The sequence below is a fragment of the Sphingomonas sp. NCPPB 2930 genome (assembly GCF_042867205.1).
GTDB lineage: Bacteria > Pseudomonadota > Alphaproteobacteria > Sphingomonadales > Sphingomonadaceae > Sphingomonas.
The window spans coordinates 30,224-54,549 of sequence record NZ_JBHZQU010000011.1; the positions used below are offsets into that span (position 1 = coordinate 30,224).

The following is a 24,326-nucleotide window of genomic DNA, read 5'->3' on the forward strand; positions in this document are numbered from 1 at the left end:
CCGGCAAAGCCTGAGGAGAGCCGGCCCGATGGACGAAGTTTCACACGACACGTCCATCCGGAACGCGGTGTTCCGCCGGGGGCCCGAGGCGGCGTGGCGCAGGGGCGAAGCACGCCTGCGCGCCGCGACCGAACTGGTCGGCATCGGCATCTATGCCTGGGACCCGCGCACCGGCGCGCTCGAATGGGATGCGCGGCTCTGCGCGATGTGGGGCATCCCGCCCGGCACCGCGATCAATGAGGAACTGTTCGAAGCGGGCATCCATCCCGACGACCGGGAACGGGTCCGCGCGGCGATCGCGGCCTGTGTCGATCCGTCAGGCGATGGACGCTACCGGATCGAATATCGCGTCATCGGCCGCGACGACGGCATCGTCCGCCACATCGCGACGTCGGGCCGGACGACATTCGCCCATGGCCATCCGATCGCCTTCATCGGCGCGGCGATCGACATGACCGAGCAGCGCCATGCCGAAGCCGCGATCCGCGCCAGCGAGGCGCAGTTCAGCAGCTTTGCCGCGCATAGCAGCAACCTCCTCTGGATCGCCGATCCGCGGACCGGGGACATACTCTATCGAAGCGCCGCCTTCGATCGCATCTGGGGCATCCCACGCGACGGCGCCTCGCCTTCGATCGCGTGCTGGCTGGACGATGTGCATCCCGACGACCGGGTACAGGTAGAACATGCCCTGGCCAGCGTCATGGCCGGGGACGTCACCCAATATGCGTATCGCATCGTCCGCCCCGGCGACGGGGCCGTCCGCCGCCTGCGCGACACCAGCTTTCCCATTCCCGACGCGCAGGGCGCGATCACCCGCATCGGCGGCATCGCGGAGGATCTGACGCAGGAGGATAGCGGCCAGGTCTATATCGTCAGCCCCAGGACGACCGAGGCCCGTCGCCTCGCGGCGCTGGTGCGGGCGATGGGGTATCGCGCGCGCCTGTTCGAGAGCGCGGCGGCGTTCCTCGACATCGCCGCCGTCCTGGCGCCCGGCTGCGTGCTGGTCGATCTTCGCCATGCCAAGCCCGAAGGGTTGTCGGTCGCCCGCGAGCTCAAGGCCCGCTCGATCGCCTTGCCGAGCATCGTGCTGGACGGGGCGGGCACGAACCTGATGTCCGCCGTCGCCGCGATGAAGGCGGGGGCGGCCGACTATATCGTCGCGCAGGACGACGCGGCGCTGCACCCCGGCCTGTCGAACGCGATCGCCGACTGCCTGGCAGCGGTCCGCCCCGTCTCCCGCGACGAGACCGCCAGCGCGCGCATCGCCCGGCTGACCCCGCGCGAGCGCGAGGTGCTGCTGGGGCTGGTCGGGGGCAATACCAACAAGCTGCTCGGCAAGAAGCTGGGCATCAGCCCGCGCACCGTCGAGCTGCACCGCGCCCAGGTCATGAACCGGCTGGACGCGGGCAATCTGGCCGAACTCATCCAGATCGCGCTCGCGGCGGGGGTCGCTCCGCCCGGCGAGGGCCATGCGACCCGCAGGCCGGTCCCGCCCCCGCCGGGGTCGGACGCCTAGTCATGACGAAGCGCCCAGGCCGGCTCCATTCGGCTGGCGCGAACGGCCTGCCCCGCGACGGTCAGCACCGCGATGCCGAGCGCCAGCGCGGTCGCGCCGAGGAAATGAAGCGGTGACAACGCGATCCGGTCGTCAAATCCCGCCAGCCATGTCCGCATCGCCACGAACGCCAGCGGCCATGCGATCAGATTGGCCAGCAGCACCGGCCGCAGGAACTGACCGACCAGCAGCCGCATGATGTCGACCGAGGATGCGCCCAGCGTCTTCCGGATGCCGATCTCCTTCACCCGCCGCTGCGTGTTGAACGAGGCGAGCCCCCACAGGCCGACGCAGCCGATCAGGACGGCCAGGCCCGCGCCGATGCCGAACAGACGCGTGGCGCGATCGTCGTCGTCATAGAAATTCTGGAGCAGCCGGTCGCCGGTATCCGCGCGGAAGGGCGCTTCGGGGGCGATCCGGATCCAGGCCGCACGAACGGCCTCCTTCACCGCGCGCGGGTCGCCTGTGAAACGCATCGTCGCGACGGGATAGGGCACGATACCCTGGGTATAGGTGTAATAGACCGGCGTTGCAGGCAGGCGCGGCGAGAAGAAGCGCAGATCCTCGACGACGCCGACGATGGTCATCGGCCGGGGCTCCACCACCCTCCTGCCGATCGCCTCGGCGGGCGTGCGGAATCCCAGCGCCGCGGCGGCCGTGCGCGAGATCACGATGTTGCCGGGCACGCCTTTTTCGCTGTTCTCCCGGTCGTCCATCCGGTGCGCGTCGTCCAGCAATCGCCCGGCGATCGGCCGGACGCCGAACAGCCGGAAGAAGTCGGACCCGACATGGATGTGGCGGACCGCCGGTCCCGGAGCGGGGCGACCGGGCAGCAGGAGATTGTCGCCATTGTTGTTACCGACATTGCCGACCCCGGTGTCCGACGTCGTCACCATCGACACCCCCGGCACGGTCCGGAACGCCGCGATCAATGCCGGCTGCTTGGCCTGGTCCACATAGCCGAGCCAGGGCGCGACGAGCAGCCCTTCGCGCCGAAAGCCCAGATCGGCGTTACGGACATGGCGGGTCTGCGCCACGAGGACCGCCGTGCCGATCAGAAAGGCGATCACCACCGCGAACTGCGCCATCACCAGCGCCTCGCGCACCCTCGCCCCCGCACGCCCGCCGCCCGGCGTACGCGCCGAGGCCAGCACCGCCGCCGCGGGAAAGCGCGATAGCAACATCGCCGGGTAGCAGCCGGCCAGAACCCCGATGCCGATCGCCAGCACCAGCAGCACCGGGACGATCACGGCATAGGGCATGGTCAGCGACAGTCCACCGGCGGCATTGATCATCGGCAGGCCGATTTCCGCCAGCATCAGCCCCAACAGCGCCGCCAGCGCGGCGGCGAGCACCGCCTCGCCCATGAACTGGCGGACCAGCATGCCACGGCTCGCGCCCAGCACCTTGCGCATCGCCACTTCGCGGGCACGCAGGCCCGCCCGTGCGCTCGCCAGATTCACATAGTTGACGATCGCGATGAAGAGGGTCAGCACCCCGACCAGCCCCAGCGTGGCGATGGTCATCTTCCGGGTCGCGCTCGCCTGGCCGGCGGGTTGCAGATGCGCCTTGACCAGCGGGAGAAGCGGCAGCGCCATCCGCGTCGCCGCATCCTTCCCCAGATCGCGGGCACCGCGGCACGCCACGAACCCCGGCATCTTCCGCTCGAAGGCCCTTGCCGCATCCTCGTCGGGGAAACGCAGATAGGTCTTGAGCGAGGTGCTGCCCCAATGATCCCACCAGTCGCCCAGATCGGTGGTGGGCAGGCGGGCGAGGATGGAGAATTTGAAGTCGCTGGTCCTCGGCAAATCCTCGAATACGCCCGTCACGCGGTAAGGGGCGACTTTGTCGAGGGAGAGCGTCATCGTCTGCCCGATCGGATCGGCATCGCCGAAATATTTCCTGGCCGCCGATCGATTGAGGATGACGCTGGTCGGATCGGCCAGCGCCGACGCCTTGTCACCCGCCACCCATGGCAGGTCGAACACTTGCAGGAAGCTCGCATCCACCTGGCCGATATCGTCGAAGGTCGCGACACCGTTGCGCACGACGCTTCCGCCGTCCTTGCCGTCCATGTCGGCGCCGCCCATGAACCGCGTGCCGACGATGCCGGGCAGATCCTGGCGCAGCGCGTCGAGCAGGCCGCCCATGGTATACGGATAGGTGCCGGTGAACGGACCGTCCGCGCGTTTCCACTCGGTCTGGACGAGATAGACCTGGTCATGGTGCGGCAGCCACCGTTCGAAGCTGGTCTCGAACCGCACATAGAGGGCGAGGACGAAGAAGACTGCGATCCCGACCGCCAGCCCACCGATATTGAGCGCGGCATAGAGCGGGTGGCGGGTGAGCGAGCGGTAGAGCGAGGTAAGCGCAAGGCCGTTCATCGGGTCTGCTCCTTTTCAGATCGCGCGCATGGCGCTGGCGACGATGCGGCCGTCGAGCATGTCGATGCGGCGCTTGGCGAGGTCGGCATGGCTGGGCGAGTGGGTGACCATGACGATGGTCGCGCCCGCATCATTGAGGCCGGTGAGGATATTCATCACCTGCTCGCCATTGGCGGTGTCGAGATTGCCGGTCGGCTCGTCCGCCAGGATCAGCTTGGGGTCGCCGACGATGGCGCGGGCGATGGCGGCGCGCTGCTGCTGGCCGCCCGACAGCTGGTGGGGGAAGTGGCGCGCGCGGTGGGCGATGCCGACCTTGTCCATCGCCGCCGCCACCCGGCCGCGACGATCCCCCGCATCGCTGCGGTACGCGAGGCCGAGCGCGACATTCTCCTCAATGGTCAGCTCGTCGATCAGGTTGAAGCTCTGGAAGACGAAGCCCAGCGTCTCGGCGCGGAACTTCGCCAGTTCCCTTTCGTCCATCGCCGCCAGATCGCGGTCGCCGAACAGGTATCGCCCGCCCGTCGGCCGGTCGACCGTGCCCAGCGTGTTGAGCAAGGTCGACTTGCCGCAGCCCGAGGGGCCCATGATGGCCAGGAACTCGCCCGCCGCGACATGCAGGTCGATATCGTGCAGCGCGGTCGTCTCCACCTCGTCGGAGATATAGCGGCGCTGGATGTTCTGAAGACGGATCACGGATAGTGTCCCTGTCACCGGATGTTGAGGATGTCGCCCTTCGCAAGTGACGGCGGGCTGGTGACGATGCGCGCGCTGGCGGTGTGCGGTGCGGAGCTTCGCGCGGATGGTCGGTTCATCGTCATGGACCGAGCGTCGCCGTCCAAGGCGGAAAAGGCCAATGCCCTGTGATGGGGCGTTTTTCGGGGCGGCGGCCACACCGTGGCGAACCGGCCTTGAACATTATGACCGGAACCGGACAGTCGCATGCCGTGTCAACCGGCCCGAAGCCTCCCGGCGACAAGCCCATACACACATGCGTTGCCCCGCCCGTCCGCCAATGCGATAGGGGCCGTGGGTGTCTGCGGTCGATGCGCCGTCCCGGACAGGGTGTCGCGTTGGTCGGGCCGCCAGCGCGGCCGACCCGCGTCAGGAACACGACATGACGAACCCCGACCGCCCCTGCCCCAACATCATCCGGCGCTTCCTGGGCTCCCCATCCTCCGCCGGCCTCGTCCTGATCGCGGCGGCCATCGGGGCGCTCGCCCTCGCCAATTCGCCGATCGGACCGGGCTATGCGACGATGCTGCATACCCGGTTCGGTCCGCTCTCGCTGGAGCAATGGATCAACGATGGCCTGATGACCTTGTTCTTCCTGCTCGTCGGGCTGGAGATCAAGGGCGAGATGCTGGAGGGCGAGCTTTCGACATGGCCTCGGCGCATCCTGCCCGGAATCGCCGCGGCGGGCGGGATGATCGTTCCCGCGCTGATCTATCTTGCGCTCAATCGCGGCCCGACCGCCGCCGGATGGGCGATACCCATGGCGACCGACATCGCCTTTGCACTCGGCGTCACCGCTTTGCTGGGTCGGCGGGTGCCCGCCTCGCTACGCATCTTCCTGGCGGCGCTGGCGATTATCGACGATCTGGGCGCGGTGCTGATCATCGCCCTGTTCTATACCACCCACCTGTCCCTGCCCGACCTCGCCGGCGCGGGCGTCGCGCTGGCCGCGTTGATCGGCCTCAACCGGCTCGGCGTCGGGCGCCTTTCGCCCTATATGCTGGTCGGGCTGGTCCTTTGGGGGCTGATGCTGCGTTCGGGCATCCATGCGACGCTGGCCGGGGTGATACTGGCCTTCACCATTCCGCTGGACCGCACGCCCGGCCGATCCGACGGGAACGGGAACGGGGACGGCACCAGTCCGCTCCGCACGCTCGAACACCGGCTGGATCGGCCGGTCGCCTTTCTCGTCGTGCCGATCTTCGCGCTGGCGAATGCGGCGGTCCCGGTCCTGGGGTTGCCGCCCGGTGCTCTGGCCGCGCCGGTCACGCTAGGCGTCGCGGCCGGGCTGTTGATCGGCAAGATCATGGGCGTCTTCGGCTTTGCGACCATCGCGGTCCGCCTCGGGCTGGCGGCCATGCCCGCAGGGGCGGGCAGGCTCCAGATGCTGGGCATGGCCTGTCTGTGCGGGATCGGGTTCACGATGAGCATCTTCATCACGCTGCTCGCCTTCCCGGACAGCCCGTTGCTCCAGGCGGAGGCGAAGATCGGCGTGCTGGCGGGATCGCTGGCGGCCGGGATGCTGGGCTATGCGATCCTGCGCCGGGCCGGCCGCGGCCCCGCCATCGGCTAATCCCCGGGAGCGATCGCGGCGCCGATACGTTGCGCTCCTGACCATAGGAGAGCATCATGCCCGACGATAAAACCAAGCAAGGTCAACAGGATCGAAGCCGCGTTGCCGGTGGCGAGACCTATGAGGTCGCCTATTTCGCCTCTAAGCATGGTCTGACGCAGGAACAGGCCCGCGACCTGATCGCCCGCATCGGCAATGACCGCGCCAAGCTGGATGCCGCCGCCGAGGCGATGAAGGGCCGGAAGGACGCCCGGTAGAGGACCGCCCCCAGGCGATCCGCTCCTATCCGACAGCCGCGCGCCGATAGCGATGATCGTCGAGGCTGGCGACCGGGTTGGGGCTGCGCCCCATCGTCCGCGCGATCGAAAAGCGCGCCATCTGGCGGGACAGCTCGTCGGCCTCGCCCGCCAGACTCCGCGCCGCCGCCGTCGCCTCTTCGACCATGGCGGCGTTCTGCTGCGTGACCATGTCCATCTGGCCGACCGCCAGATTGACCTGCTGCAGCCCGGTGCTCTGATTTTCCGCCGAGACGGCGATATCGTTGATCAGCTGATTGATCTCCGCGATGCGCGTCACGATCCGGCCGAGCGCCTTGCCGGTCTCGTTGACCAGCGCCACGCCCGCCTCCACCTGCTCGGCCGAGACCGAGATGCGCGCCTTCACGTCCTTGGCAGCATCGGCGGACCGCTGGGCCAGTGCGCGCACCTCGGACGCGACGACGGCAAAGCCCTTGCCCGCATCCCCGGCGCGCGCGGCCTCCACCCCGGCGTTCAGCGCCAGCAAATTGGTCTGGAAGGCGATGCCGTCGATCACCGAGATGATGTCGGAGATTTCGGTCGAGGCCCGCTCGATCCCGTTCATGGCGGTCACCGCATCCTCCATGATCCGGCCCGAATGCTGCACCTCGTCCTTGGCCTGGCCCACCATCTGCCGGGCCAGCCCCGCCTGTTCGGCGGTCTTGCGGACGGTCACGGTGATCTCGTCCATCGCGGCGGCGGTTTCCTCCAGGCTGGCGGCCTGTTGTTCGGTGCGCTGCGACAGATCGTCCGAAGCCTGTCGAATGTCCGATGCGCCGTTGATGATGCCGCCGGTCGAGACCGAAACCTGCGCCATCGCACTTTGAAGCGCATCCGCGGCGCGATTGAAGTCGCGCTTGATCGTGGCGAACGGCCCCTGGAGATCGCTGTCCAGGCGGGACAGCAGATCGCCTTCCGCCAGTCGGGACAAAGCGGCGCCCACGCTGTCGACGATCAGGATGGTCTGCGCCGTCTTGGCCTCGTCGGCGGCCAGCAGCTGCCCGCGCAGATTGTTGAGCGCCTCCGCCAGCCGCCCGACTTCGTCGCGGCGATCCTCGGCGATCGTCGTGACCGCCATATCCCCGCTCGCCAGCGCGGTCAGGCCGGTGGTGACCGCGTTCACCGGACGGGCGATCTGCCGGACCAGCAGGACCAGGATGGCGATCGCCAGCATGAGGCTGAGCAGCATCCCGCCGAAGATGGCCTTGGAGATCGTACCGAACGCCGCCTCCTGCGACGCCTGTCGCTGGGCCAGCAGCAGGTTTTCCGCGCCTATCACCGCGCCGGCCTGGGCCCGCAGCTGATCCATCAACGCCTTGCCCTTGCCCCCCGCCGCGCTCGCGCGGGCCGCGGCCTGCGTTGCGGCGGCGTTCATCAGCGCGATATTGGGTTCGGCCACCGAACCGCGCCAACGCTGCGCCAGCGCGCCGATCTTGGTCAGGCGGCCCTGCTGTTCGGGATTGTCGGCGGTCAGTCGTCTCGCCTCGGCCATCGCCCGGGCGAAGTCGGCCGCGCCATGGACATAGGGGGGCAGGAAATGTCGGTCGGCCGTCAGCAGATAGCCGCGAAGCCCCGTCTCCTGATTGACCATCGCCTCGACGAGTTTGTTCGAGGCGATGATGACCTTATACGTATGCTCATTGATGTTCGTCGTCTCGCGCACCTGGTTTTTCTTGGCGTAGATGACGAGGTTCGTCGTTACCGTCAGCGCCAGAATAATGCCCAGACACAAGGTAAGTTTTCTTACCATCGAAAGGTTATCAAAAAAGCGCATATACTCAGTTCCGGTAATGGGTCGCCTCATGCGCAAGCCTGGCAATCGGCGATAAGCTCACTGGGACTTGGCCTATTCCGGCCACAGGCATTGCGAATATCGCCCGATATCCGCGCCTACAGCCATCCAGCCCTCACACTCGAGCGCCAATAAATCCGGCCCCTTAACAAATCATAACCCCTCCCGCAGATGCGGAGAGAAAATGCCGCCCATATTTTTTGAATTGATTCCCGATTTTCAGGGAACCAATTTCAACTTCAAGCATTACTCGCGATCTCCAGTCAACATTCGCGCTGTTTTAGACAAATAGCGCGGACTCTATGCTTTCCATGATGCGAAGACGTCGCGACTGATATTAAGGCGAGCCGCCCCGTAGGCGACTCGCCTTCCCTGGATACGCTCAGAACCTCGACGAAACCGACAAGTAGAAGGAACGACCGTAGAAGCTCGTTTCCTGCCAGATCGCCGGATTGTTGTTGTAATAGGCCTGTTCGCGGCTGTTGTTCAGGTTGATGATGCCCGCCGCGAAGCTGAGCGTCTCATTCGGCGTATAGCCTGCGCTCAAGTCGAACTGGGTTCGCCCGCGCACCGTATGCCCCTCGGTCGCGAAGAAGCTGTCGGCGCCGTTCTGGACATAGGAACTGCGATAATTGGCCGACAGGCGCAGGCTGAAATGCCGGTTTTCCCAATAGGGCGTGACGTTGACCGTATCCTTGGACAGGTTCCGCACGGTAAAGCCCGTCCCGATCGCGACACGGGTGGGGATGACGCGGGTGTAATTGGCCATGAAGCCGAACCCGTCGACCGGCAGGATGGGATCGAGCGACTGATTCCAGCTGACTTCCACACCGCGAATGCGGATGACGCGCGGGTCGTTCGACGTCTGGGTGACGTTGTAGATATTGCCCGAGCCGTCGACGCAATCGCCGCTGCTCGCCCGGTTGAGCGCCGTGCCGCGGAACGACGCGGGGCAGACCAGCGACGAGAAGGTGCCGTTCTTCACCCATTTGTAGAAGCCGTTGACCGACAGCGCACTGGCCGCGCCATAATACCATTCGGCGCCCAGATCGATCTGATCGGCGGTCAGCGGCTTCAGCCCCGCCTGGCCCAGATCGACGGTGACGGTATTGGTGCCCGCCGGGAAGGTGTTGGCCACCGATGACGTCGTCTGCGCCATCGAGGTGTTGGCGTCGAGGATCGGACGGACCAGGACCTTGGCGGCGGCGAAGCGGAGTTGCAGCTTGGCGGTCGGCTCCAGCACGAGGTTCAGGCTGGGCAGGACATTCTGATAGTCCTGGCGCGCCGCATAGTCGCCGATCTTGGTGGTGACATTGGTGTAGGAGCCGGTGCGCGGTGCGGTGACATTGCCCTTCACCACCTGCAACGTATGCTCGTATCGCACCCCCAGATTGCCGCGCAGCGGCATGGCGAAGACCATGGTGTCGATATTCGCCATCGCATAGACCGCCGGGATATAGCGGTCGACGGTATAGCTGGATTCCGGTGCGGGCAGGTCGGGGACGCTGATCCCGGCACCGGCCAAGGCCTGTCGATAGGCGCCGATGTCGGGCGCGATCCAGGCGGTCGGGATACCGCTTACGCCGTTCAGGAAGCCACCCACCGCATAGCTGCTCGTCGACAGGGCGGGAAAGACGGCCGCGGTCGCCGAGGGACGGTTGGCGAGCGAAGCCAGATCGTGGCGACCGACATCGCGCACGAAGCTCTCATGCCGATATTTCGCACCGACCGCGAATTGCGAAATCGGCCCCAGCGAAACATCCCTGGTGATGTCGCCCTGACCCGATATTTCCTTGCCCGTGGTATTGCGCGTCGCCCCGACCGGAAACTCGTTCCGGACCAGGCTCGACCGGGTGTAGAGCGACGGATTGTCCAGATTGGCCGCGACGTTGAACTTGACGTTGTACGGGTCGCTGATGTCGAGCGTCGCCGACGGGATGGTGATGCCCAGGATCGCGGCATCTTCGCGCGAATAGGCATGCCCCCGCGTATAATTGCCGACGGCACGCGCGGTCCAGCCATCCTCGCCCTTCCACCGGGCATTGAGCGTATAGCCCTGGCTCGACAGTTTGCGCGTCTCCTCCTGCCGGTTGTTCTCCATGGTGAAATTGGTCGCGGTGGTCACCATGGACGCGGTGTTGGCGACACTGACCGGGGTCAGCCGCGCGGTGTTGAACAGGAACACCTGCTGGTTGACGTCGTAACGCGTGTCGTCGCGCGCATAGATGGCGGTGGCGTCGACCTCCCACTGGTCGTTCGGCCGCCATTGCACACCGCCGCTGCCCATGACCTGGTCGATCGAACGGTCGATCCGGCGATAGCGCGGACGACGCGGCACGGCGATCGTCGCGCCGCCCACGTTCTGCGTCGCCCAGCGGTCCTGAAAGAGATAGTCGGCGCGGTCCTTCAGCTTCTGATAGCCGAGGTTCAGATAGACACCCAGCGTCCCGCCGAGAAACTGGTCGACATAGCTGACCCCGAATTTCGGGGTGACGGCACGGCCCGCATAGCCCGAATTCTGCGCCTTGGCCGACACCACGATCTTGCGGGTCGCATAGTCGAGCGGCCTGACCGTATTGATGTTGACCGTACCCGACAGTCCTCCGCTATCCATGTCGGCGGTCGGCGACTTGATGACCTGCACCGCATTGGCGAGTTCGGTCTGGATGATGTCGTAACGAAAGCCATCGGTGAAATCGGCGCTTTTGAAGGTCTGGCCGTTGATCGTCGTCAGCGCATATTGCGGACCCAGCCCCCGGATGCTGATCGTGGCGCCTCGCCCGTTGATATTCTGCATCTGCACGCCCGAGATGCGCTGGATCGACTCGGTGATGTTCTGCGCGGGGAATTTGCCGATATCCTCCGCGGAGATGCCGTCGCTGACCCGGATATCCTTGCGCTTGGTGGCAAGGGCGGATGCGATGCTCTGGCGATAGCCCGTGACGACGACATCGCCTTGCCCCGCATCGGCCGCATCTTCCGACCCCACCTGGGCCGGACCGGCAGACGCCATGGTCTGCGCCATGGCGGGCATGGCCCCGGCCGCCATTACCAGCCAGGTTGCCGTATGAAACAATGCCACCCGTCGCAAACGTCGTTCGTCGATACGCCGAAACCGAGTCATGATCTTCCCCCTCGCCGCCCGGCTGCGACAGGATGCAGCCGGCTTTGCCCAAAAACGGCAGGGTCTTCGTCGTCCGCAGGCAAGGAACAGCATCGGCCGTGACGGCCATGCCGCGCACGAGCATCTTCACCCGATCCTATGCTGCGCTAAACTGCGAAGCCCCTGTATCGACCATCGACACGGCCCCAGCCGGATCTGTCCGGTCTGTTCGGCATGCACGATCGATCGAATATGTCTTCCTGCGGAGGGATATTGTTATCTTATAGTTCCAATGCTGACCCATATTGGTAATGTCTGTCAACGTAAAATATGGGCTGCGAGCCGGAGTATTCCTTCGCCCGAAAGGTCGAACATTATCTCACAGCGTCAATAACTTGGTCCGCCCTGCGGCGTCCTTGCAACACACCTGGCCGATATTTGCGAACGACTTTCAAAACAAAGTCCACTGTGCTGCCGGGTCATGAACAGGATCACTCGATGGGTCCGACATGATCGGTCGTCCCGTGCGGAAACCAGCGAGGCTACTGGCGGGGGAGGATCGAACGGCTCGCACAAGAGGCGGCATGATCACCTGACTGCGCCCCCCTGCCGCGAGGCACGGCCATCACCCGCATGACCCGGCGACACAAACTGTCTCGGATTCTCAGAGCTTTGCTGGAAGGTAATGGCGGAGCGGGAGGGATTCGAACCCTCGATACGGTTTTGCCGTATACTCACTTTCCAGGCGAGCGCCTTCGACCACTCGGCCACCGCTCCGCATGAGTTCATGCCTGGAACACGCGCCCCTAATGCGCTTCGCGGCGGCGCGCAAGCGATTGCGTGGGGCGGCGGGCTCGTGCAGTCTTTGCGGCGATGACGATCGCGCTCTTTCTGGCCGCGCTGCTGGCGCAGGCTTCGCCCTCTCCCGCTCCCCCCGCGACGCAGGCCAGCGATCCGCTGCCCGGTGACTGGATCGCCGTGCCCGATGACGAAGTGCTGATCTTCACCCTGTCGAACGGGCGGACGGTGACGGTGCGGCTGGCCGCCGGGCAGGCGCCGGTCCATGTCGCCAATATCCGCGCACTGGCGCGGGCGCATTGGTGGGATGCGGGGACCAGCGTCTATCGCGTGCAGGAAAATTATGTCGCCCAATGGGGCGATGCGACCGAGAAGAAACCGCTGCCCTCCGGCATCGTCGCCAATCCCCCGGCCGAATATGTCCGCGCGGGCAACAGCGCGGTCGCGCGGCTGAGCCGGCCCGATCCCTATGCCGCCTGGGCGGGCTATAGCCGCGATGGCTGGCCGCTGGCGGGGGATGCGGCGTCGGAGTGGATTCCGCATTGCTATGGCATGGTCGGCGTGGCGCGCGATCTGGCGCCCAGCACCGGGACCGGGGCCGAGCTCTACACGATCATCGGCCACTCGCCGCGCGGGCTGGACCGCAATATCGCGGTGGCGGGGCGGGTGATCGACGGGATGGAGGCGCTGTCCACCCTGCCGCGCGGGACGGGCGATCTGGGCTTCTACAAGGACGAGGCCCAGCGCCTGCCGATCGTGTCGGCCCGGCTGGCGAGCGAACTGCCCGCCGCCCAGCGGCCGCATTACCAGTATCGCGAGACGGCTTCGCCTCGCTTTGCCGCCTGGATCAAGGGGCGGGAGAATCGGAAGAACGACTTCTTCACCGTGCCCGCGGGGGGCGTGGATATCTGCGCGGCCTTGCCGCCGGTTCGGAAGGCGCCTTGATCGGTTTGGGTTGAGGGGGTGGGCGTGGCCTTCGACTTCGCTCAGGCTGAACGGAGCGGGGGACAAGGACTTCCACAACCTCCGTTCAGCCTGAGCGAAGTCGAAGGCCAGGCTGCAAAGCGCCACGGGCAAAACGGGGCCGCTTACCGAGAAGCGGCCCCATCCGGCATCACGCCGCCTTCTTCCCCGGCTCGATCCGGTGGGCGACCAGATGATCCACCACCGCCGGATCGGCCAGCGTCGAGGTGTCGCCCAGCGCATCGACCTGATTCTCGGCGATCTTGCGCAGGATGCGGCGCATGATCTTGCCCGAACGGGTCTTGGGCAGAGCGGGCGCGAATTGCAGTGCGTCGGGGGTGGCGATCGGGCCGATCTCGCGGCGGACCCACTGGACCAGCTCGGCTCGCAGCGCCTCGTCCTCCTCGACGCCCGCGTTCAGCGTGACGAAGGCGTAGATGCCCTGCCCCTTCACGTCGTGCGGCATGCCGACCACCGCCGCCTCGGCGACCTTGGCGTGCGCGACCAGCGCGGACTCGACCTCGGCGGTGCCCATGCGGTGGCCCGAGACGTTGATGACGTCATCGACCCGGCCGGTGATCCAGTAATAGCCGTCCTCGTCGCGGCGGCATCCGTCGCCGGTGAAATATTTGCCGGGATAGGTGGTGAAATAGGTCTGGAAGAAGCGGTCGTGATCGCCCCAGACGGTGCGCATCTGGCCGGGCCAGCTGTCGGCGATGACCAGATTGCCCTCGACCGCGCCGTCCAGCACCTTGCCCTCGGCATCGACGATCTGCGGCAGGATACCGGGCAGCGGCAGGGTGGCCGAGCCGGGCTTGAGCGCCACGGCGCCGGGAATCGGCGCGATCATGTGGCCGCCGGTCTCGGTCTGCCACCAGGTGTCGACGATCGGGCAGCGCCCCTCGCCCACGACATGATAATACCATTCCCAGGCTTCCGGGTTGATCGGCTCGCCGACCGAGCCCAGCACGCGCAAGGACGAGCGGTCGGTCTTCTTCACCCAGCCATCGCCCTCGCGCATCAGCGCGCGCAGCGCGGTCGGCGCGGCATAGAAGGTCGCGACCTGATATTTGTCGACGATCTGCCAGAAGCGGCTGAAATCGGGATAATTGGGCACGCCCTCATACATCAGGGTCGTCGCACCGTTGGCGAGCGCGCCATAGACGACATAGCTGTGCCCGGTGACCCAGCCGACATCGGCCGCGCACCAGAAGACCTCGCCCTCGCGATAATCGAACACATGCTGATGGGTATAGGACGCCCAGAGCAGATAGCCGCCGCTGCTGTGCAGCACGCCCTTGGGCTTGCCGGTCGAACCGCTGGTGTAGAGGATGAACAGCGGGTCCTCGGCCCCCATCGCCTCGGGCGGGCAGTCGGTCGCGGCGGCCTCGACCAGATCGCCATACCAGAGGTCGCGACCGTCCTTCATCGTCACATCGGCCCCGCTGTGGCGGACGACGACGACATGGTCGACCGCGACGCCGTCATGATCGAGCGCGGCGTCGACATTGGCCTTTAGCGGCACCGACTTGCCCCCGCGACAGCCGCCGTCCGCAGTGATGACGATGCGCGAGTCGCAATCGACGATCCGGTTGGCGAGGCTTTCGGGCGAGAAGCCGCCGAACACGATCGAGTGGATCGCCCCGATCCGCGCACAGGCGAGCATGGCGAACGCCGCCTCGGGAATCATCGGCAGATAGATGGTGACCCGGTCGCCCCTGGCCACACCCAGATCCTTCAGCGCATTGGCGAGGCGGCAGACCTGTTCATGGAGATCGCGATAGGTGATGCGGCGATCGGTGCCGGGCGTGTCGCCTTCCCACAGGATCGCGACCTGATCGGCGCGGGTGGCGAGGTGGCGGTCGATGCAATTGGCCGCGACGTTCAGCTGGCCGTCGGCGAACCAGTTGATGCGGAAATCGGCCTCGTCGAAACTGGTGTCCTTCACCGTCGCGAACGGCACGATCCAGTCGAGCCGCCTGGCCTGTTCGCCCCAATAGCCGTCGGGATCGCGCCGCGCCGCGTCATAGGCGGCGCGATAGGCGTCGGCATCCATCGACGCGCTGTCGGCCCATTCCGGCACCGGATGAAGATGTGCGGTCATGCCTGTCTCTCCTATTTTGACCGATCTTTAGCAGTCGAACATGGCAGATGCCTATCGGGTCCATGACAAAGTATGGCACGGCGGCGACGCGGCCCGATACCGGATCGCCCCCGGCTTTCGTGGCCAAGCGTAATCGGCGCCGCGACCGAAAAACAAGGGGATCGGCAAATGCTTTGCGAAGTCCCCGAATAAATTACATCCACACAGGGCAAGATATCGGCAATCCCTCTGTTCCTCGTGAAAAAGCAACGCTACAGCAGCTATTGCATTGTCTATGGAGGGAGGTGGACAGAGCATGGCCGCGACTGCCTATCACCCCATCGACATTCCCGCTGGATTCGCCGCTGTTCTGGCGCGGAACGGCGAGATGGGGCGGCTGATCGCGACATTCGACTGGGCCGCCACCCCGTTGGGGCCGATCGCCGCATGGCCGCAAAGCCGCCGGACCGCGATCGGCATCATGCTGGCCTCCACCATCCCGATGGCGACGATCTGGGGCCCGGAGGCGATCCTGATCTACAATGCCGGCTATGCCGAAATGGCGGGCGACCGGCATCCGGCGATCCTGGGCAGCCCGTTGATCCAGGCCTGGCCCGAGTCGTCGGCCTTCCATGCGGAGGTCGTCGCGGCGGGCCTGAGCGGCCGGGCGCTGGCCTTTCGCGACCAGGCGATGCTGCTGGGCCACCGGGACGCCCCCGCCCAGCATTGGCTGGACCTCGACTATATCCCGATCCCCGACGAGGACGGGGCCCCTGCGGGCATCATGGCGACCCTGATCGACAGCAGCACGCGGATGCGCGACCGCCAGGAGCGCGAGGCCGCCAGCGCCGCCGCGCGCGAGAGCGAGGGGCGGTTCCGCAACGTGGCGGATCACGCCCCGATCATCATGTGGCTGACCGATGCCGAGGGTCACTGCACCTATCTCAACCGCGCCTGGACCGCCCAGACGGGGCTGACGGTCGAGCAGGGCCTGGACTTTCAGTGGCTGAAGGCGCTGCATCCCGACGACCGCGCGGCGGTGGAGGGGGCGTTCCGCAGCGCGACGCAGGATCGGACGGCGTTCAGCCTGGAGTTCCGACTGCTCCGCGCCGATGGCGAACATCGCTGGGCGATGGTCACCGCCATTCCCCGGATCGACGACGACGGCACCTATATGGGCATGGTCGGATCGGTGTTCGACACCGACGAACGCCGCCGCGCAGAGGCGACGCTGCGCGATGTCAACGCCGTGCTGGAACGCCGCGTGGTCGAGGCGCTGGCCGAGCGCAAGCTGTTCGCCGACATCATCGATTCGACCGGCACGATGGTCCAGGTGCTGGGGTTCGACCACCGCTATCTGGCGATCAACCGCGCCGCCGCCGAGGATCTGGAGCGCATCTTCGGCACCCGCCCGCAGATCGGCCAGAACAAGAGCGATGCGATGGCCGCGCGTCCCGAAATCCTGTCGATCATGCGCGACTATTGGACCCGCGCGCTGGCGGGCGAGGATTTCTCCGTCATCCAGGCGCTGGAGGACATGGCCGGCGAGCGGCGGCATTACGAGCTGCGCTTCAGCCCGCTGATCGCGGCCGACGGCACGCCGATCGGCGCCTATCAGTTCGCCACCGACGTGTCCGAGCGGCTGGCCGCGCAGGAAAGGCTGGCCGATATGGAGGCGCAGCTGCGCCAGAGCCAGAAGATGGAGGCGGTCGGCCAGCTGACCGGCGGCATCGCGCACGACTTCAACAATCTGCTCCAGGTGGTGGTCGGCAATCTGGAGATGCTCGACCGCTTCCTGCCGATCGACGAGCATCCCCGCGCCAGGCGGGCGGCGACCAACGCGATGACCGGCGCGAAGCGGGCCGCGACGCTGACCCAGCGGCTGCTCGCCTTTTCGCGGCGGCAACCGCTGGCGCCGCAATCGGTGGACGCCGTCCGGCTGGTCGACGGGCTGTCCGACCTGCTGACCCGGACGCTGGGCGAACAGGTGTCGCTGGTGATCGAGGCCGCGCCCGACCTCTGGCCCGCCGAGGCGGACACCAACCAGTTGGAAAGCGCGATCCTGAACCTGGCGGTCAATGCGCGCGACGCGATGCCGCATGGCGGCACCCTGTCGATCACGCTGCGCAACGCCACGCTGGACGGGATGACGTCGATGGTCGCGGGGCCGGTCCCCTATCCCACCGATCCGGGCGATTATGTCGCGATCGACGTCAGCGACACCGGCATCGGCATGGACCGCGCGACGCTGGGTCGCGTGTTCGAGCCGTTCTTCACGACCAAGGAGGTGGGCAAGGGCACCGGGCTGGGCCTGTCGATGGTCTATGGCTTCGCCAAACAGTCGGGCGGTCAGGTGCAAATCGAATCGCGCCCCGGCCAGGGCACCTGCGTCTCGCTGTTCCTGCCGCGATTCTGTGGCGATGTCGCGTCGGTCGATGCGCCGCCCGCCCCCGCCATCCGCCCCGACCGCGGGTCCGAGACGATCCTGGTGGTCGAGGACGATCCCGATGTCCGCGCCTATTCGACCGAGGCATTGCGCGAACTGGGCTATGACGTGCTGGAGGCGGAGGATGGCGGCTCCGCGCTGGCGCTGCTCGACGCGCCGGAGGCGTCGCGGATCGCGCTGCTGTTTTCCGATGTGGTGCTGCCCGGCGGGATGACGGGCGCCGACCTGGCGTCGGCGGCGCGCTCGCTCCACCCCGATCTGAAGGTGCTGTTCACCACCGGCTATGCCCGCGACGTGATCGTCCATGGCGGGCGGCTGGACGCAGGCGTCGCGCTGATCACCAAGCCGTTCGACTTTGCCGATCTGGCGGCGCGCATCCGGGCAATGCTGGACGGATAGGCGAAGGCCGCGAGGGGGGAGATGGAGCCGGATGCACGATCACCCGGCTCCGATCCGGTCAGCCGTGGCAGGCGCAACCGGCATGGTCGCAGCCGGTACCGCCCGAATGATGCTGCGCGCAGGCATCGCTGCAGAAGGTGCGGCCTTCGGCCTCGACGGCCTTGCCGACGCTGACGATGCAGACGCAGTCGGTGCAGGCGCACTTCACTTGTTCGACGGTAACGGTCATTTCGACTTACTCCTCAAGGGCGTGATCGGGTTCGAGCACATGGTCCATCATGTTGGTCAGCATGGTGCGGATATGGCAGTCGGGCAGCTCGTAGAACACGTTCCGGCCCTGACGGCTCTGCTTGAGCAACCGTCCGGCCCGCAGCAGCCGCAGATGCTGCGAGACCAGGCTCTGGCTGATCCCCACTTCCTCGGTCAGATCGCCGACCGTGCGCGGACCGTCCAGGCATCCCACCACCAGCCGAAGCCGGTTGGGTTCGCCCAGCAGGCGGAACACGTCGGCGAGCAAAACGCCTTCATCCGGTGTCATGCAAACATCAACATATGAACACATCCTAATATATATACATCAATACTGATGTCAAGCGGGCGGCTTGGCAAGCATTTCCCATGGAACACAGGCTGTTGGTGAATCCGGGTGCGGGTCCGCCCCGGCATGGACGCTTCGCCGGGCGCGGTTCTCGTTCTGCACCCGATTCGATACGTTGCGCGTTGGGTGGCCGGGTCCGAAAGATCGGGGGCACGAAAGGACGGGGATGGCATCACGGTTTCGGCAATTCTGGAGCGAGGAGGAATGGTCCTTCGCGCCCCATGAACGGCCGACCATCCCCGGATCACCCGGCAATTTCAGCCACCCCAACCGACGCCGTATCGCCTATGGCCTGATCGCGGTGCTGATCGGACTGACCGGCGGGCTGGGCAATGCGCTGGTGTCGGTCAACACCCTGCAATTGCAGGGCGCATTGGGGCTGGACCCGACCGAGATCGCGTGGCTGCCCATCGTCTATGTGATGACCAACGCGTCGATCAACCTGTTGCTCATCAAGTTCCGCCAGCAATTCGGCCTGCGTCCCTTCGCGCTGCTGTTCGCGGGGCTCTATACCGTCCTGGCCTTCGGGCATCTGTTCGTGCGCGACTTCTCGACCGCGATCGCGGTGCGCGCGGCCAGCGGCATGGCGGCGGCGGCGCTGTCGTCGCTGGGCCTCTATTACATGATGCAGGCGCTGCCCGCGAAATGGCGGTTGAAGGCGATCGTGCTGGGCATCGGCGTGCCGCAATGCGCGACGCCGCTGGCGCGGCTCTTCTCGCCCGAGCTGCTCGCCATGTCGCAGTGGCGGACGCTCTATTTGTTCGAGTTCGGGCTGGCGGCGGTCAGCCTGGCGGCGATCATCGGCTTGCGCCTGCCACCCACCCAAAGGGTCAAGGCGTTCGAGCCGCTCGATTTCCTGACCTTCGCCCTCTATGCGCCCGCCATCGGGCTGTTCTGTGCGGTGCTGGGCCAGGGGCGGCTGGCCTGGTGGACGCAGGCGGCCTGGATCGGCTGGGCGCTGGCCTTCGCCATCCCGCTGCTCGCCGCCGCGCTGTGGATCGAGCATCACCGCACCAATCCGCTGCTCAACACGCGCTGGCTGGGATCGATGGACATCATCCGCTTCGCCATCGTCACGCTGATGGCGCGGATCGTCCTGTCCGAACAGAATTACGGCGCGGTCGGGCTGCTGACCACGCTGGGCCAGAATAACGACCAGTTCCGGACGCTGTTCACCATCGTCTTCGTCGCTTCGGTCGCGGGCGTGGTGGCGAGCGCGGTGACGCTGGACGTGACGCGGCTGACCCATCCGATCATGTTCGCCATCGGACTGGTTGCCATCGCCGCCTTTGCCGACAGCTTCTCGACCAACCTGACCCGCGCGCCCGAGCTCTACGCGACGCAGGCGCTGATCGCCTTTTCGACGACCTTCTTCCTCGGCCCGTCGCTGCTCTTCGGCATGACCCGCGCGCTGCAACAGGGGGCGGGCCATGTCATCAGCTTCATCGCGCTGTTCGGGATGCTCAATTCGGTCGGCAGCCTGGGTGGCACCGCGCTGCTCGGCACCTATCAGACCATCCGCGAAAAGGCGCACAGCGCCGCCATCGTCCAGAATATCGACCCCACCGACCCGCAGGTGACGCAGCGTATCGCGGCGGGCGGCGCGCGCGTGTCGGGGGTGGTCGGCGACCCAACGCTCGCCCGCGCCGAGGGCAGCGCGCTGCTGTCGCAGGCGGCCACGCGCGAGGCCAATATCCGCGCCTATAATGACGTCTTCCGGCTGGTCGCCGCGCTGGCGGCCGCCGTCACCCTCTTCCTCGCGCTGCTGACCTGGCGGCGCGCCCGCCGCGCCCGCGTCGCGGCCAGGGGACAGCCATGACCGACACCCGCTCGCCCGTATCGCCCACCCCCATGACCGAGCAGGCCGCCGCCGAGGCCGGGGTGCCGCCCCCCGCCCCGGCGCCCGTGCCCCCGCCCGCTCCGCCCCCCTCGTCCGCCTGGCGACCGCCTTCGGGCGGATGGCGTTCGCGCGCGCTGATCGCGCTGCTGGTCATCGGCGGCGTCGCGGCGGTGCTGGCGGCGTGGCGGCTGCCGCCCTTCGCAAGCGACACCCAGGCGACCGACAATGCCTATGTCCGCGGCCGCACCACGGTGATCGCGCCGCAGGTCAGCGGCTATGTCACCGCCGTACTGGTCAAGGATTTCGAGACGGTGCGCGCGGGCCAGCCGCTGGTGCGGATCGACGACCGCATCTATCGCCAGCGGGTCGATCAGGCGCGGGCGCAGGTCGCGGCGCAGGCGGCGACGCTGGCCAATAGCCGCCAGGCCCAGGCGTCGCGGGTCGCCAGCCTATCGGCGCAGGACGCCGCCGTCGCCAATGCCGAGGCGCAGCTGATGCGCGCACAGGCGGACATGGCGCGGGTCAACGACCTCGTCACCGACGGATCGGTCTCCTTGCGCGAACGCGACCAGACGCTGGCCGCGCTGCGCCAGGCCCAGGCCGGGTTGCGCCAGGCGCAGGCGGCGCGCGCCATCGCGCAACAGGATGTGCGCGCCGTCGTCGTCGGGCGCGGCGGGCAGCAGGCGGGCGTCTCGGGCGCCGAGGCCGCGCTCCGGCTGGCGCAGATCGACCTCGCCAACACCGTCATCCGCGCCCCCGAAAATGGCCGCCTGTCCGAAGTCGGCGTCCGGCTGGGCCAATATGTGACGGCGGGGTCGCAGCTCATGTTCCTGGTACCCCCCGAAACCTGGGTCATCGCCAACTTCAAGGAAGGCCAGACCGCGCGGATGGCGGTCGGACAGCCCGCCAGCTTCACCGTGGACGGGCTGAACAATGCGCGGCTGACCGGCCATGTCGAGCGCATCTCGCCCGCCGCCGGCTCCGAATTCGCGGTGCTGAAGTCGGACAATGCCACCGGCAACTTCACCAAGGTGCCGCAGCGTATCGCGGTGCGCATCCGCGTCGATCCGGGCCAGCCCCTCAGCCAGCGACTCCGCCCCGGCATGTCGGTACAGGCGCGGGTCGACACGTCGGGCGGGCCGGTGGTGCGATGAGGGCCGCGCCGCCCCTCGCCGCCGCGCTGATGCTGACCGCCTGTATCGGCCCGCGTCCCCAGGCCCCGGCGACCAGCGCGGTGGTCCCGCCCCCCGCCTGGCGCACCGCGCTCGGCCCCAACAGCCCGATCGCGGCGGACTGGTGGCAGGCGTTCGGCGATCCGCAGCTGACCGCGCTCGTCGCCCGCGCGCTGGCCGACAGCCCCGATCTGGGCAGCGCCGCCGCGCGGGTCGAGGAAGCGCGCGCGCAGGAACGACTGGCGCGTGCGCAGCTGTCGCCCAACGTCACGGCGGGCCTCCCGCTGAGCGAGGGACGCAGCGTCACCGCCTTCGGCACCGGGCTCGACCAGTTCGGCGCGCAGCCGCTGGTCCAGGCCAGCTATGACTTCGACCTGTTCGGCCGGTTGCGGAGCGCCCGCGCCGCCGCACGCGCGCAGCTGCTGGCGACCGAGGCGGCGCGCGACACCGTGCGGCTGGCGCTCGCCGCCGGGGTGGCCAGCGGCTATGTCTCCTTACGCGCGCTCGACCACCGGCTGCACATCGCCGAGGAGACGCTGGACGCGCGGACCGAGGCGCTGCGCATCGCGCGGCGGCGGGCGACGACCGGCTATACCTCCCACCTCGAACTGCGGCAGGCCGAGAGCGAGTTTCGCTCGACCCAGCAGCTGGTCGCCGCCGCGCGGCTGGCCGTCACGCGACAGGAAAATGCGCTGAGCGTACTGGTCGGCGGTACGCCGGGGCCGATCCCGCGCGGGCTGGCGATCGACCGGCTGGTCCGTCCCGCCATTCCCGACGGGCTGCCCGCCGACCTGCTGCGCCGCCGCCCCGACCTGTTCCAGGCCGAGCAGGCGCTGGTCGCCGCCGACCGCTCGCTCGACAGTGCGCGCGCGGCGATGCTGCCCAACCTGGGGCTGACGGGCACGGCGGGGGTGGTGCTGTCCAGCGCGCTGGCCGATCCGGTGACGATCTTCTCGATCGGGGGCAGCGTGCTCGCCCCGATCTTCGACGCAGGACGGCTGCGCGCCCAGGCGGATGCCAGCGCCGCGCGGCGCGACCAGGCCGCCTTCGCCTATCGCCGCACCGCGCTGACCGCGTTTCGCGAGGTGGACGACAGCCTCGCCTCGGTCCGCCGATCGGGCGAGCAGGCGGTGGCGCTCGCCGGACAGCGGGCCGCGCTGGCGGACGCGCTTCGCATCGCCTCCAACCGCTACCGCGCGGGCTATTCCTCCTATCTGGAACAGCTGGATGCGCAGCGCGGGCTGCTGAACGCCGAACTGGCGCTGGCCGAGGCGCAGGCCAGCCAGCTGACCGCCTATATCACGCTGTATCAGGCGATGGGCGGCGGCTGGTCGGACGCGGCGATCCGCGCGACCCGGCAATAGGGGCCGGGCCTTACGCGGTTGCCGCCATCGGTTTCGCGGGTCATGATCGGTCATGGAACGCAGGTCGGCGTGGCGCGCTAATGCCGCGAACCGATGGACCAATGGGAGATCCGATATGGGCGTGAATGTGATCTACAAGACCAGGGCGACGGCCACCGGCGGCCGCGACGGCGCGGCGCGGTCGGAGGACGGCTCGGTCGACGTCAAGCTGGTGGTCCCCAAGGAAATGGGCGGTCCGGGCGGCGATGGCGCCAATCCGGAAAAGCTGTTCGCCGCCGGATACTCGGCCTGTTTCCTGGGCGCGATGAAGGCGGTTTCGGGCAAGGAAGGCGTCAAGGTGCCGCAGGATGCCACCGTCACCGCCGAGGTCGGCTTCGGCCCGCGCGAGGAAGGCGGTTACGGCATTACCGTCGACCTGCTCGTCAACCTGCCCGGCGTCGAGCCCGCCGATGGCGAGCGGCTGATGCACGCGGCGCATCAGGTCTGCCCCTATTCCAACGCGACCCGCGGCAATGTGGATGTCGGCCTGACCCTCGCCTGAGCCCCGTTCGCCATCTCTATCCCAAGGCCCTTCGCCCCGGTGGCGGGGGGCCTTGGTCGTTTCACCCTTCCCTCTCGCCCCCTTTCGACAAGGACCAACCATGCCCCGCCCCGCCGGCACCGAATCCTTCACGCTCAACCAGACGATGCTGCGCATCCGCGATCCAAAGCCCTCGCTCGCCTTCTACCGGGACGTGCTAGGCATGACCCTGTTGCAGCAGCTCGATTTCGAGGAGATGCGCTTCTCGCTCTATTTCCTGGCCTATCTGGCCGATGGCGAAACCGTGCCCGAGGACCCCGCCGAGCGCGCGCGCTTCATCTTCAACCGCGAGACGACGCTCGAGCTGACGCACAATTGGGGAACCGAGTCGGACGCGGCGTTCCAGGGCTATCATGACGGCAATGCCGAACCGCGCGGCTTCGGCCATATCGGGATCAGCGTCGCCGATGTCGCCCAGGCCTGTGCACGATTCGAGTCGCTGGGCGTAACGTTCAAGAAGCGTCCCCAGGACGGCAAGATGAAGGATATCGCCTTCATCACCGATCCCGATGGCTATTGGATCGAAATCCTTTCTGCATCCGGAATGACGCGAACTCTTGATCCTAATCAATAATAGAGCGGATTGCTCCGGCTTTACTGACCATATCGAAACGGGATTTTTACCGGTCCTGTCCAATATGGCCATAT

At 67.1% G+C, this 24,326-nt stretch carries 18 protein-coding genes and 1 tRNA gene; 11 read left to right on the forward strand and 8 right to left on the reverse strand.

The annotated features are described in order from the left end of the window. Positions 1–28: 28 nt before the first annotated feature. Positions 29–1,516 (forward strand): PAS domain-containing protein, encoded by a 1,488-nt coding sequence (locus tag ACFX59_RS13090; RefSeq protein WP_387432721.1) that lies wholly within the window; start codon positions 29–31, stop codon positions 1,514–1,516. Here the strand turns inward: ACFX59_RS13090 and ACFX59_RS13095 are convergent. After that, complete coding sequence (locus tag ACFX59_RS13095; protein WP_387432722.1) at positions 1,513–3,939, reverse strand: ABC transporter permease; 2,427 nt, start codon at positions 3,937–3,939, stop codon at positions 1,513–1,515. The two genes, ACFX59_RS13090 and ACFX59_RS13095, sit on opposite strands and share 4 nt — an antisense overlap. A gap of 15 nt (positions 3,940–3,954) precedes the next feature. Next, positions 3,955–4,632, reverse strand: coding sequence for an ABC transporter ATP-binding protein (locus ACFX59_RS13100; RefSeq protein ID WP_387432724.1), 678 nt, complete (start codon positions 4,630–4,632; stop codon positions 3,955–3,957). Positions 4,633–4,662: 30 nt separating this feature from the next. On the opposite strand from ACFX59_RS13100, the gene ACFX59_RS13105 reads away from it, so the two are divergent. The 3 genes from ACFX59_RS13105 (at position 4,663) to ACFX59_RS13115 (ending at position 6,501) form a co-directional block, all read left to right on the forward strand. Continuing rightward, positions 4,663–4,803: a hypothetical protein gene (locus ACFX59_RS13105; RefSeq protein WP_387432726.1), complete on the forward strand. Its 141-nt coding sequence runs from the start codon at positions 4,663–4,665 to the stop codon at positions 4,801–4,803. Between the two features lie 250 nt (positions 4,804–5,053). After that, positions 5,054–6,244, forward strand: coding sequence for a Na+/H+ antiporter NhaA (nhaA, locus tag ACFX59_RS13110; protein ID WP_387432728.1), 1,191 nt, complete (start codon positions 5,054–5,056; stop codon positions 6,242–6,244). Positions 6,245–6,300: 56 nt separating this feature from the next. After that, positions 6,301–6,501 carry a DUF3606 domain-containing protein gene (locus tag ACFX59_RS13115; RefSeq protein WP_307100957.1) on the forward strand — a complete coding sequence of 67 codons (201 nt, stop codon included), beginning with the start codon at positions 6,301–6,303 and terminating at the stop codon, positions 6,499–6,501. 25 nt (positions 6,502–6,526) lie between these two features. Here ACFX59_RS13115 and ACFX59_RS13120 read toward each other — a convergent pair whose 3' ends face one another. The 3 genes from ACFX59_RS13120 to ACFX59_RS13130 all read right to left on the reverse strand — a co-directional run bounded on the left by ACFX59_RS13120 (position 6,527) and on the right by ACFX59_RS13130 (position 12,212). Further along, on the reverse strand, positions 6,527–8,272 hold the full coding sequence (locus tag ACFX59_RS13120; protein WP_387432729.1) for a methyl-accepting chemotaxis protein: 1,746 nt from the start codon (positions 8,270–8,272) through the stop codon (positions 6,527–6,529). A 442-nt stretch (positions 8,273–8,714) separates the two neighbouring features. Continuing rightward, positions 8,715–11,414, reverse strand: coding sequence for a TonB-dependent receptor (locus ACFX59_RS13125; protein WP_387432730.1), 2,700 nt, complete (start codon positions 11,412–11,414; stop codon positions 8,715–8,717). Between the two features lie 707 nt (positions 11,415–12,121). Beyond that, positions 12,122–12,212 (reverse strand) — tRNA-Ser (locus ACFX59_RS13130). A 96-nt stretch (positions 12,213–12,308) separates the two neighbouring features. On the opposite strand from ACFX59_RS13130, the gene ACFX59_RS13135 reads away from it, so the two are divergent. Further along, complete coding sequence (locus ACFX59_RS13135; RefSeq protein ID WP_387432732.1) at positions 12,309–13,178, forward strand: peptidylprolyl isomerase; 870 nt, start codon at positions 12,309–12,311, stop codon at positions 13,176–13,178. 169 nt (positions 13,179–13,347) lie between these two features. Here the strand turns inward: ACFX59_RS13135 and acs are convergent, their stop codons facing one another. Then, the gene (gene acs, locus ACFX59_RS13140; RefSeq protein WP_387432733.1) at positions 13,348–15,300 is read right to left on the reverse strand and encodes an acetate--CoA ligase; all 1,953 of its coding nucleotides are present in this window, start codon (positions 15,298–15,300) and stop codon (positions 13,348–13,350) included. A 295-nt stretch (positions 15,301–15,595) separates the two neighbouring features. Here acs and ACFX59_RS13145 point away from each other — a divergent pair, with 295 nt between their 5' ends. Then, positions 15,596–18,124, forward strand: a complete 2,529-nt coding sequence (locus ACFX59_RS13145; protein ID WP_387432734.1) for a PAS domain-containing protein — start codon at positions 15,596–15,598, stop codon at positions 18,122–18,124. Positions 18,125–18,182: 58 nt separating this feature from the next. Here ACFX59_RS13145 and ACFX59_RS13150 read toward each other — a convergent pair whose 3' ends face one another. Beyond that, positions 18,183–18,353: a metallothionein gene (locus ACFX59_RS13150; RefSeq protein ID WP_307100993.1), complete on the reverse strand. Its 171-nt coding sequence runs from the start codon at positions 18,351–18,353 to the stop codon at positions 18,183–18,185. Positions 18,354–18,359: 6 nt separating this feature from the next. Further along, positions 18,360–18,662 (reverse strand): helix-turn-helix transcriptional regulator, encoded by a 303-nt coding sequence (locus ACFX59_RS13155; protein WP_307100995.1) that lies wholly within the window; start codon positions 18,660–18,662, stop codon positions 18,360–18,362. 226 nt (positions 18,663–18,888) lie between these two features. Between ACFX59_RS13155 and ACFX59_RS13160 the strand changes: the two genes are divergently transcribed. From ACFX59_RS13160 to gloA, 5 genes are all read left to right on the forward strand, one after another. Continuing rightward, entirely contained in the window at positions 18,889–20,541 is a 1,653-nt protein-coding gene (locus tag ACFX59_RS13160) for an MFS transporter (RefSeq protein WP_387432735.1), read from the forward strand. Then, positions 20,538–21,716, forward strand: a complete 1,179-nt coding sequence (locus ACFX59_RS13165) for an HlyD family secretion protein (RefSeq protein ID WP_387432736.1) — start codon at positions 20,538–20,540, stop codon at positions 21,714–21,716. The genes ACFX59_RS13160 and ACFX59_RS13165 overlap by 4 nt, the downstream gene beginning before the upstream one ends. After that, entirely contained in the window at positions 21,713–23,098 is a 1,386-nt protein-coding gene (locus tag ACFX59_RS13170) for an efflux transporter outer membrane subunit (RefSeq protein WP_387432738.1), read from the forward strand. Before ACFX59_RS13165 ends, ACFX59_RS13170 begins: the two co-directional genes overlap by 4 nt. A 115-nt stretch (positions 23,099–23,213) precedes the next feature. Further along, a complete protein-coding gene (locus tag ACFX59_RS13175) occupies positions 23,214–23,639 on the forward strand; it encodes an organic hydroperoxide resistance protein (RefSeq protein ID WP_309697684.1) in 426 nt (141 codons plus the stop codon). A gap of 100 nt (positions 23,640–23,739) precedes the next feature. After that, positions 23,740–24,252, forward strand: coding sequence for a lactoylglutathione lyase (gene gloA, locus ACFX59_RS13180; RefSeq protein ID WP_387432739.1), 513 nt, complete (start codon positions 23,740–23,742; stop codon positions 24,250–24,252). The last annotated feature ends 74 nt before the right edge of the window (positions 24,253–24,326 follow it).

Bases quoted from the DNA above. Each gene is read 5' to 3' on its own strand.
- ACFX59_RS13090 (WP_387432721.1), top strand. From the start codon at position 29: ATGGACGAAGTTTCACACGACACGTCCATCCGGAACGCGGTGTTCCGC.
- ACFX59_RS13095 (WP_387432722.1), bottom strand. From the start codon at position 3,939: ATGAACGGCCTTGCGCTTACCTCGCTCTACCGCTCGCTCACCCGCCAC.
- ACFX59_RS13105 (WP_387432726.1), top strand. From the start codon at position 4,663: ATGTCGCCCTTCGCAAGTGACGGCGGGCTGGTGACGATGCGCGCGCTG.
- nhaA (WP_387432728.1), top strand. From the start codon at position 5,054: ATGACGAACCCCGACCGCCCCTGCCCCAACATCATCCGGCGCTTCCTG.
- ACFX59_RS13115 (WP_307100957.1), top strand. From the start codon at position 6,301: ATGCCCGACGATAAAACCAAGCAAGGTCAACAGGATCGAAGCCGCGTT.
- ACFX59_RS13135 (WP_387432732.1), top strand. From the start codon at position 12,309: ATGACGATCGCGCTCTTTCTGGCCGCGCTGCTGGCGCAGGCTTCGCCC.
- acs (WP_387432733.1), bottom strand. From the start codon at position 15,300: ATGACCGCACATCTTCATCCGGTGCCGGAATGGGCCGACAGCGCGTCG.
- ACFX59_RS13145 (WP_387432734.1), top strand. From the start codon at position 15,596: ATGGCCGCGACTGCCTATCACCCCATCGACATTCCCGCTGGATTCGCC.
- ACFX59_RS13150 (WP_307100993.1), bottom strand. From the start codon at position 18,353: ATGACCGTTACCGTCGAACAAGTGAAGTGCGCCTGCACCGACTGCGTC.
- ACFX59_RS13155 (WP_307100995.1), bottom strand. From the start codon at position 18,662: ATGACACCGGATGAAGGCGTTTTGCTCGCCGACGTGTTCCGCCTGCTG.
- ACFX59_RS13160 (WP_387432735.1), top strand. From the start codon at position 18,889: ATGGCATCACGGTTTCGGCAATTCTGGAGCGAGGAGGAATGGTCCTTC.
- ACFX59_RS13165 (WP_387432736.1), top strand. From the start codon at position 20,538: ATGACCGACACCCGCTCGCCCGTATCGCCCACCCCCATGACCGAGCAG.
- ACFX59_RS13170 (WP_387432738.1), top strand. From the start codon at position 21,713: ATGAGGGCCGCGCCGCCCCTCGCCGCCGCGCTGATGCTGACCGCCTGT.
- ACFX59_RS13175 (WP_309697684.1), top strand. From the start codon at position 23,214: ATGGGCGTGAATGTGATCTACAAGACCAGGGCGACGGCCACCGGCGGC.
- gloA (WP_387432739.1), top strand. From the start codon at position 23,740: ATGCCCCGCCCCGCCGGCACCGAATCCTTCACGCTCAACCAGACGATG.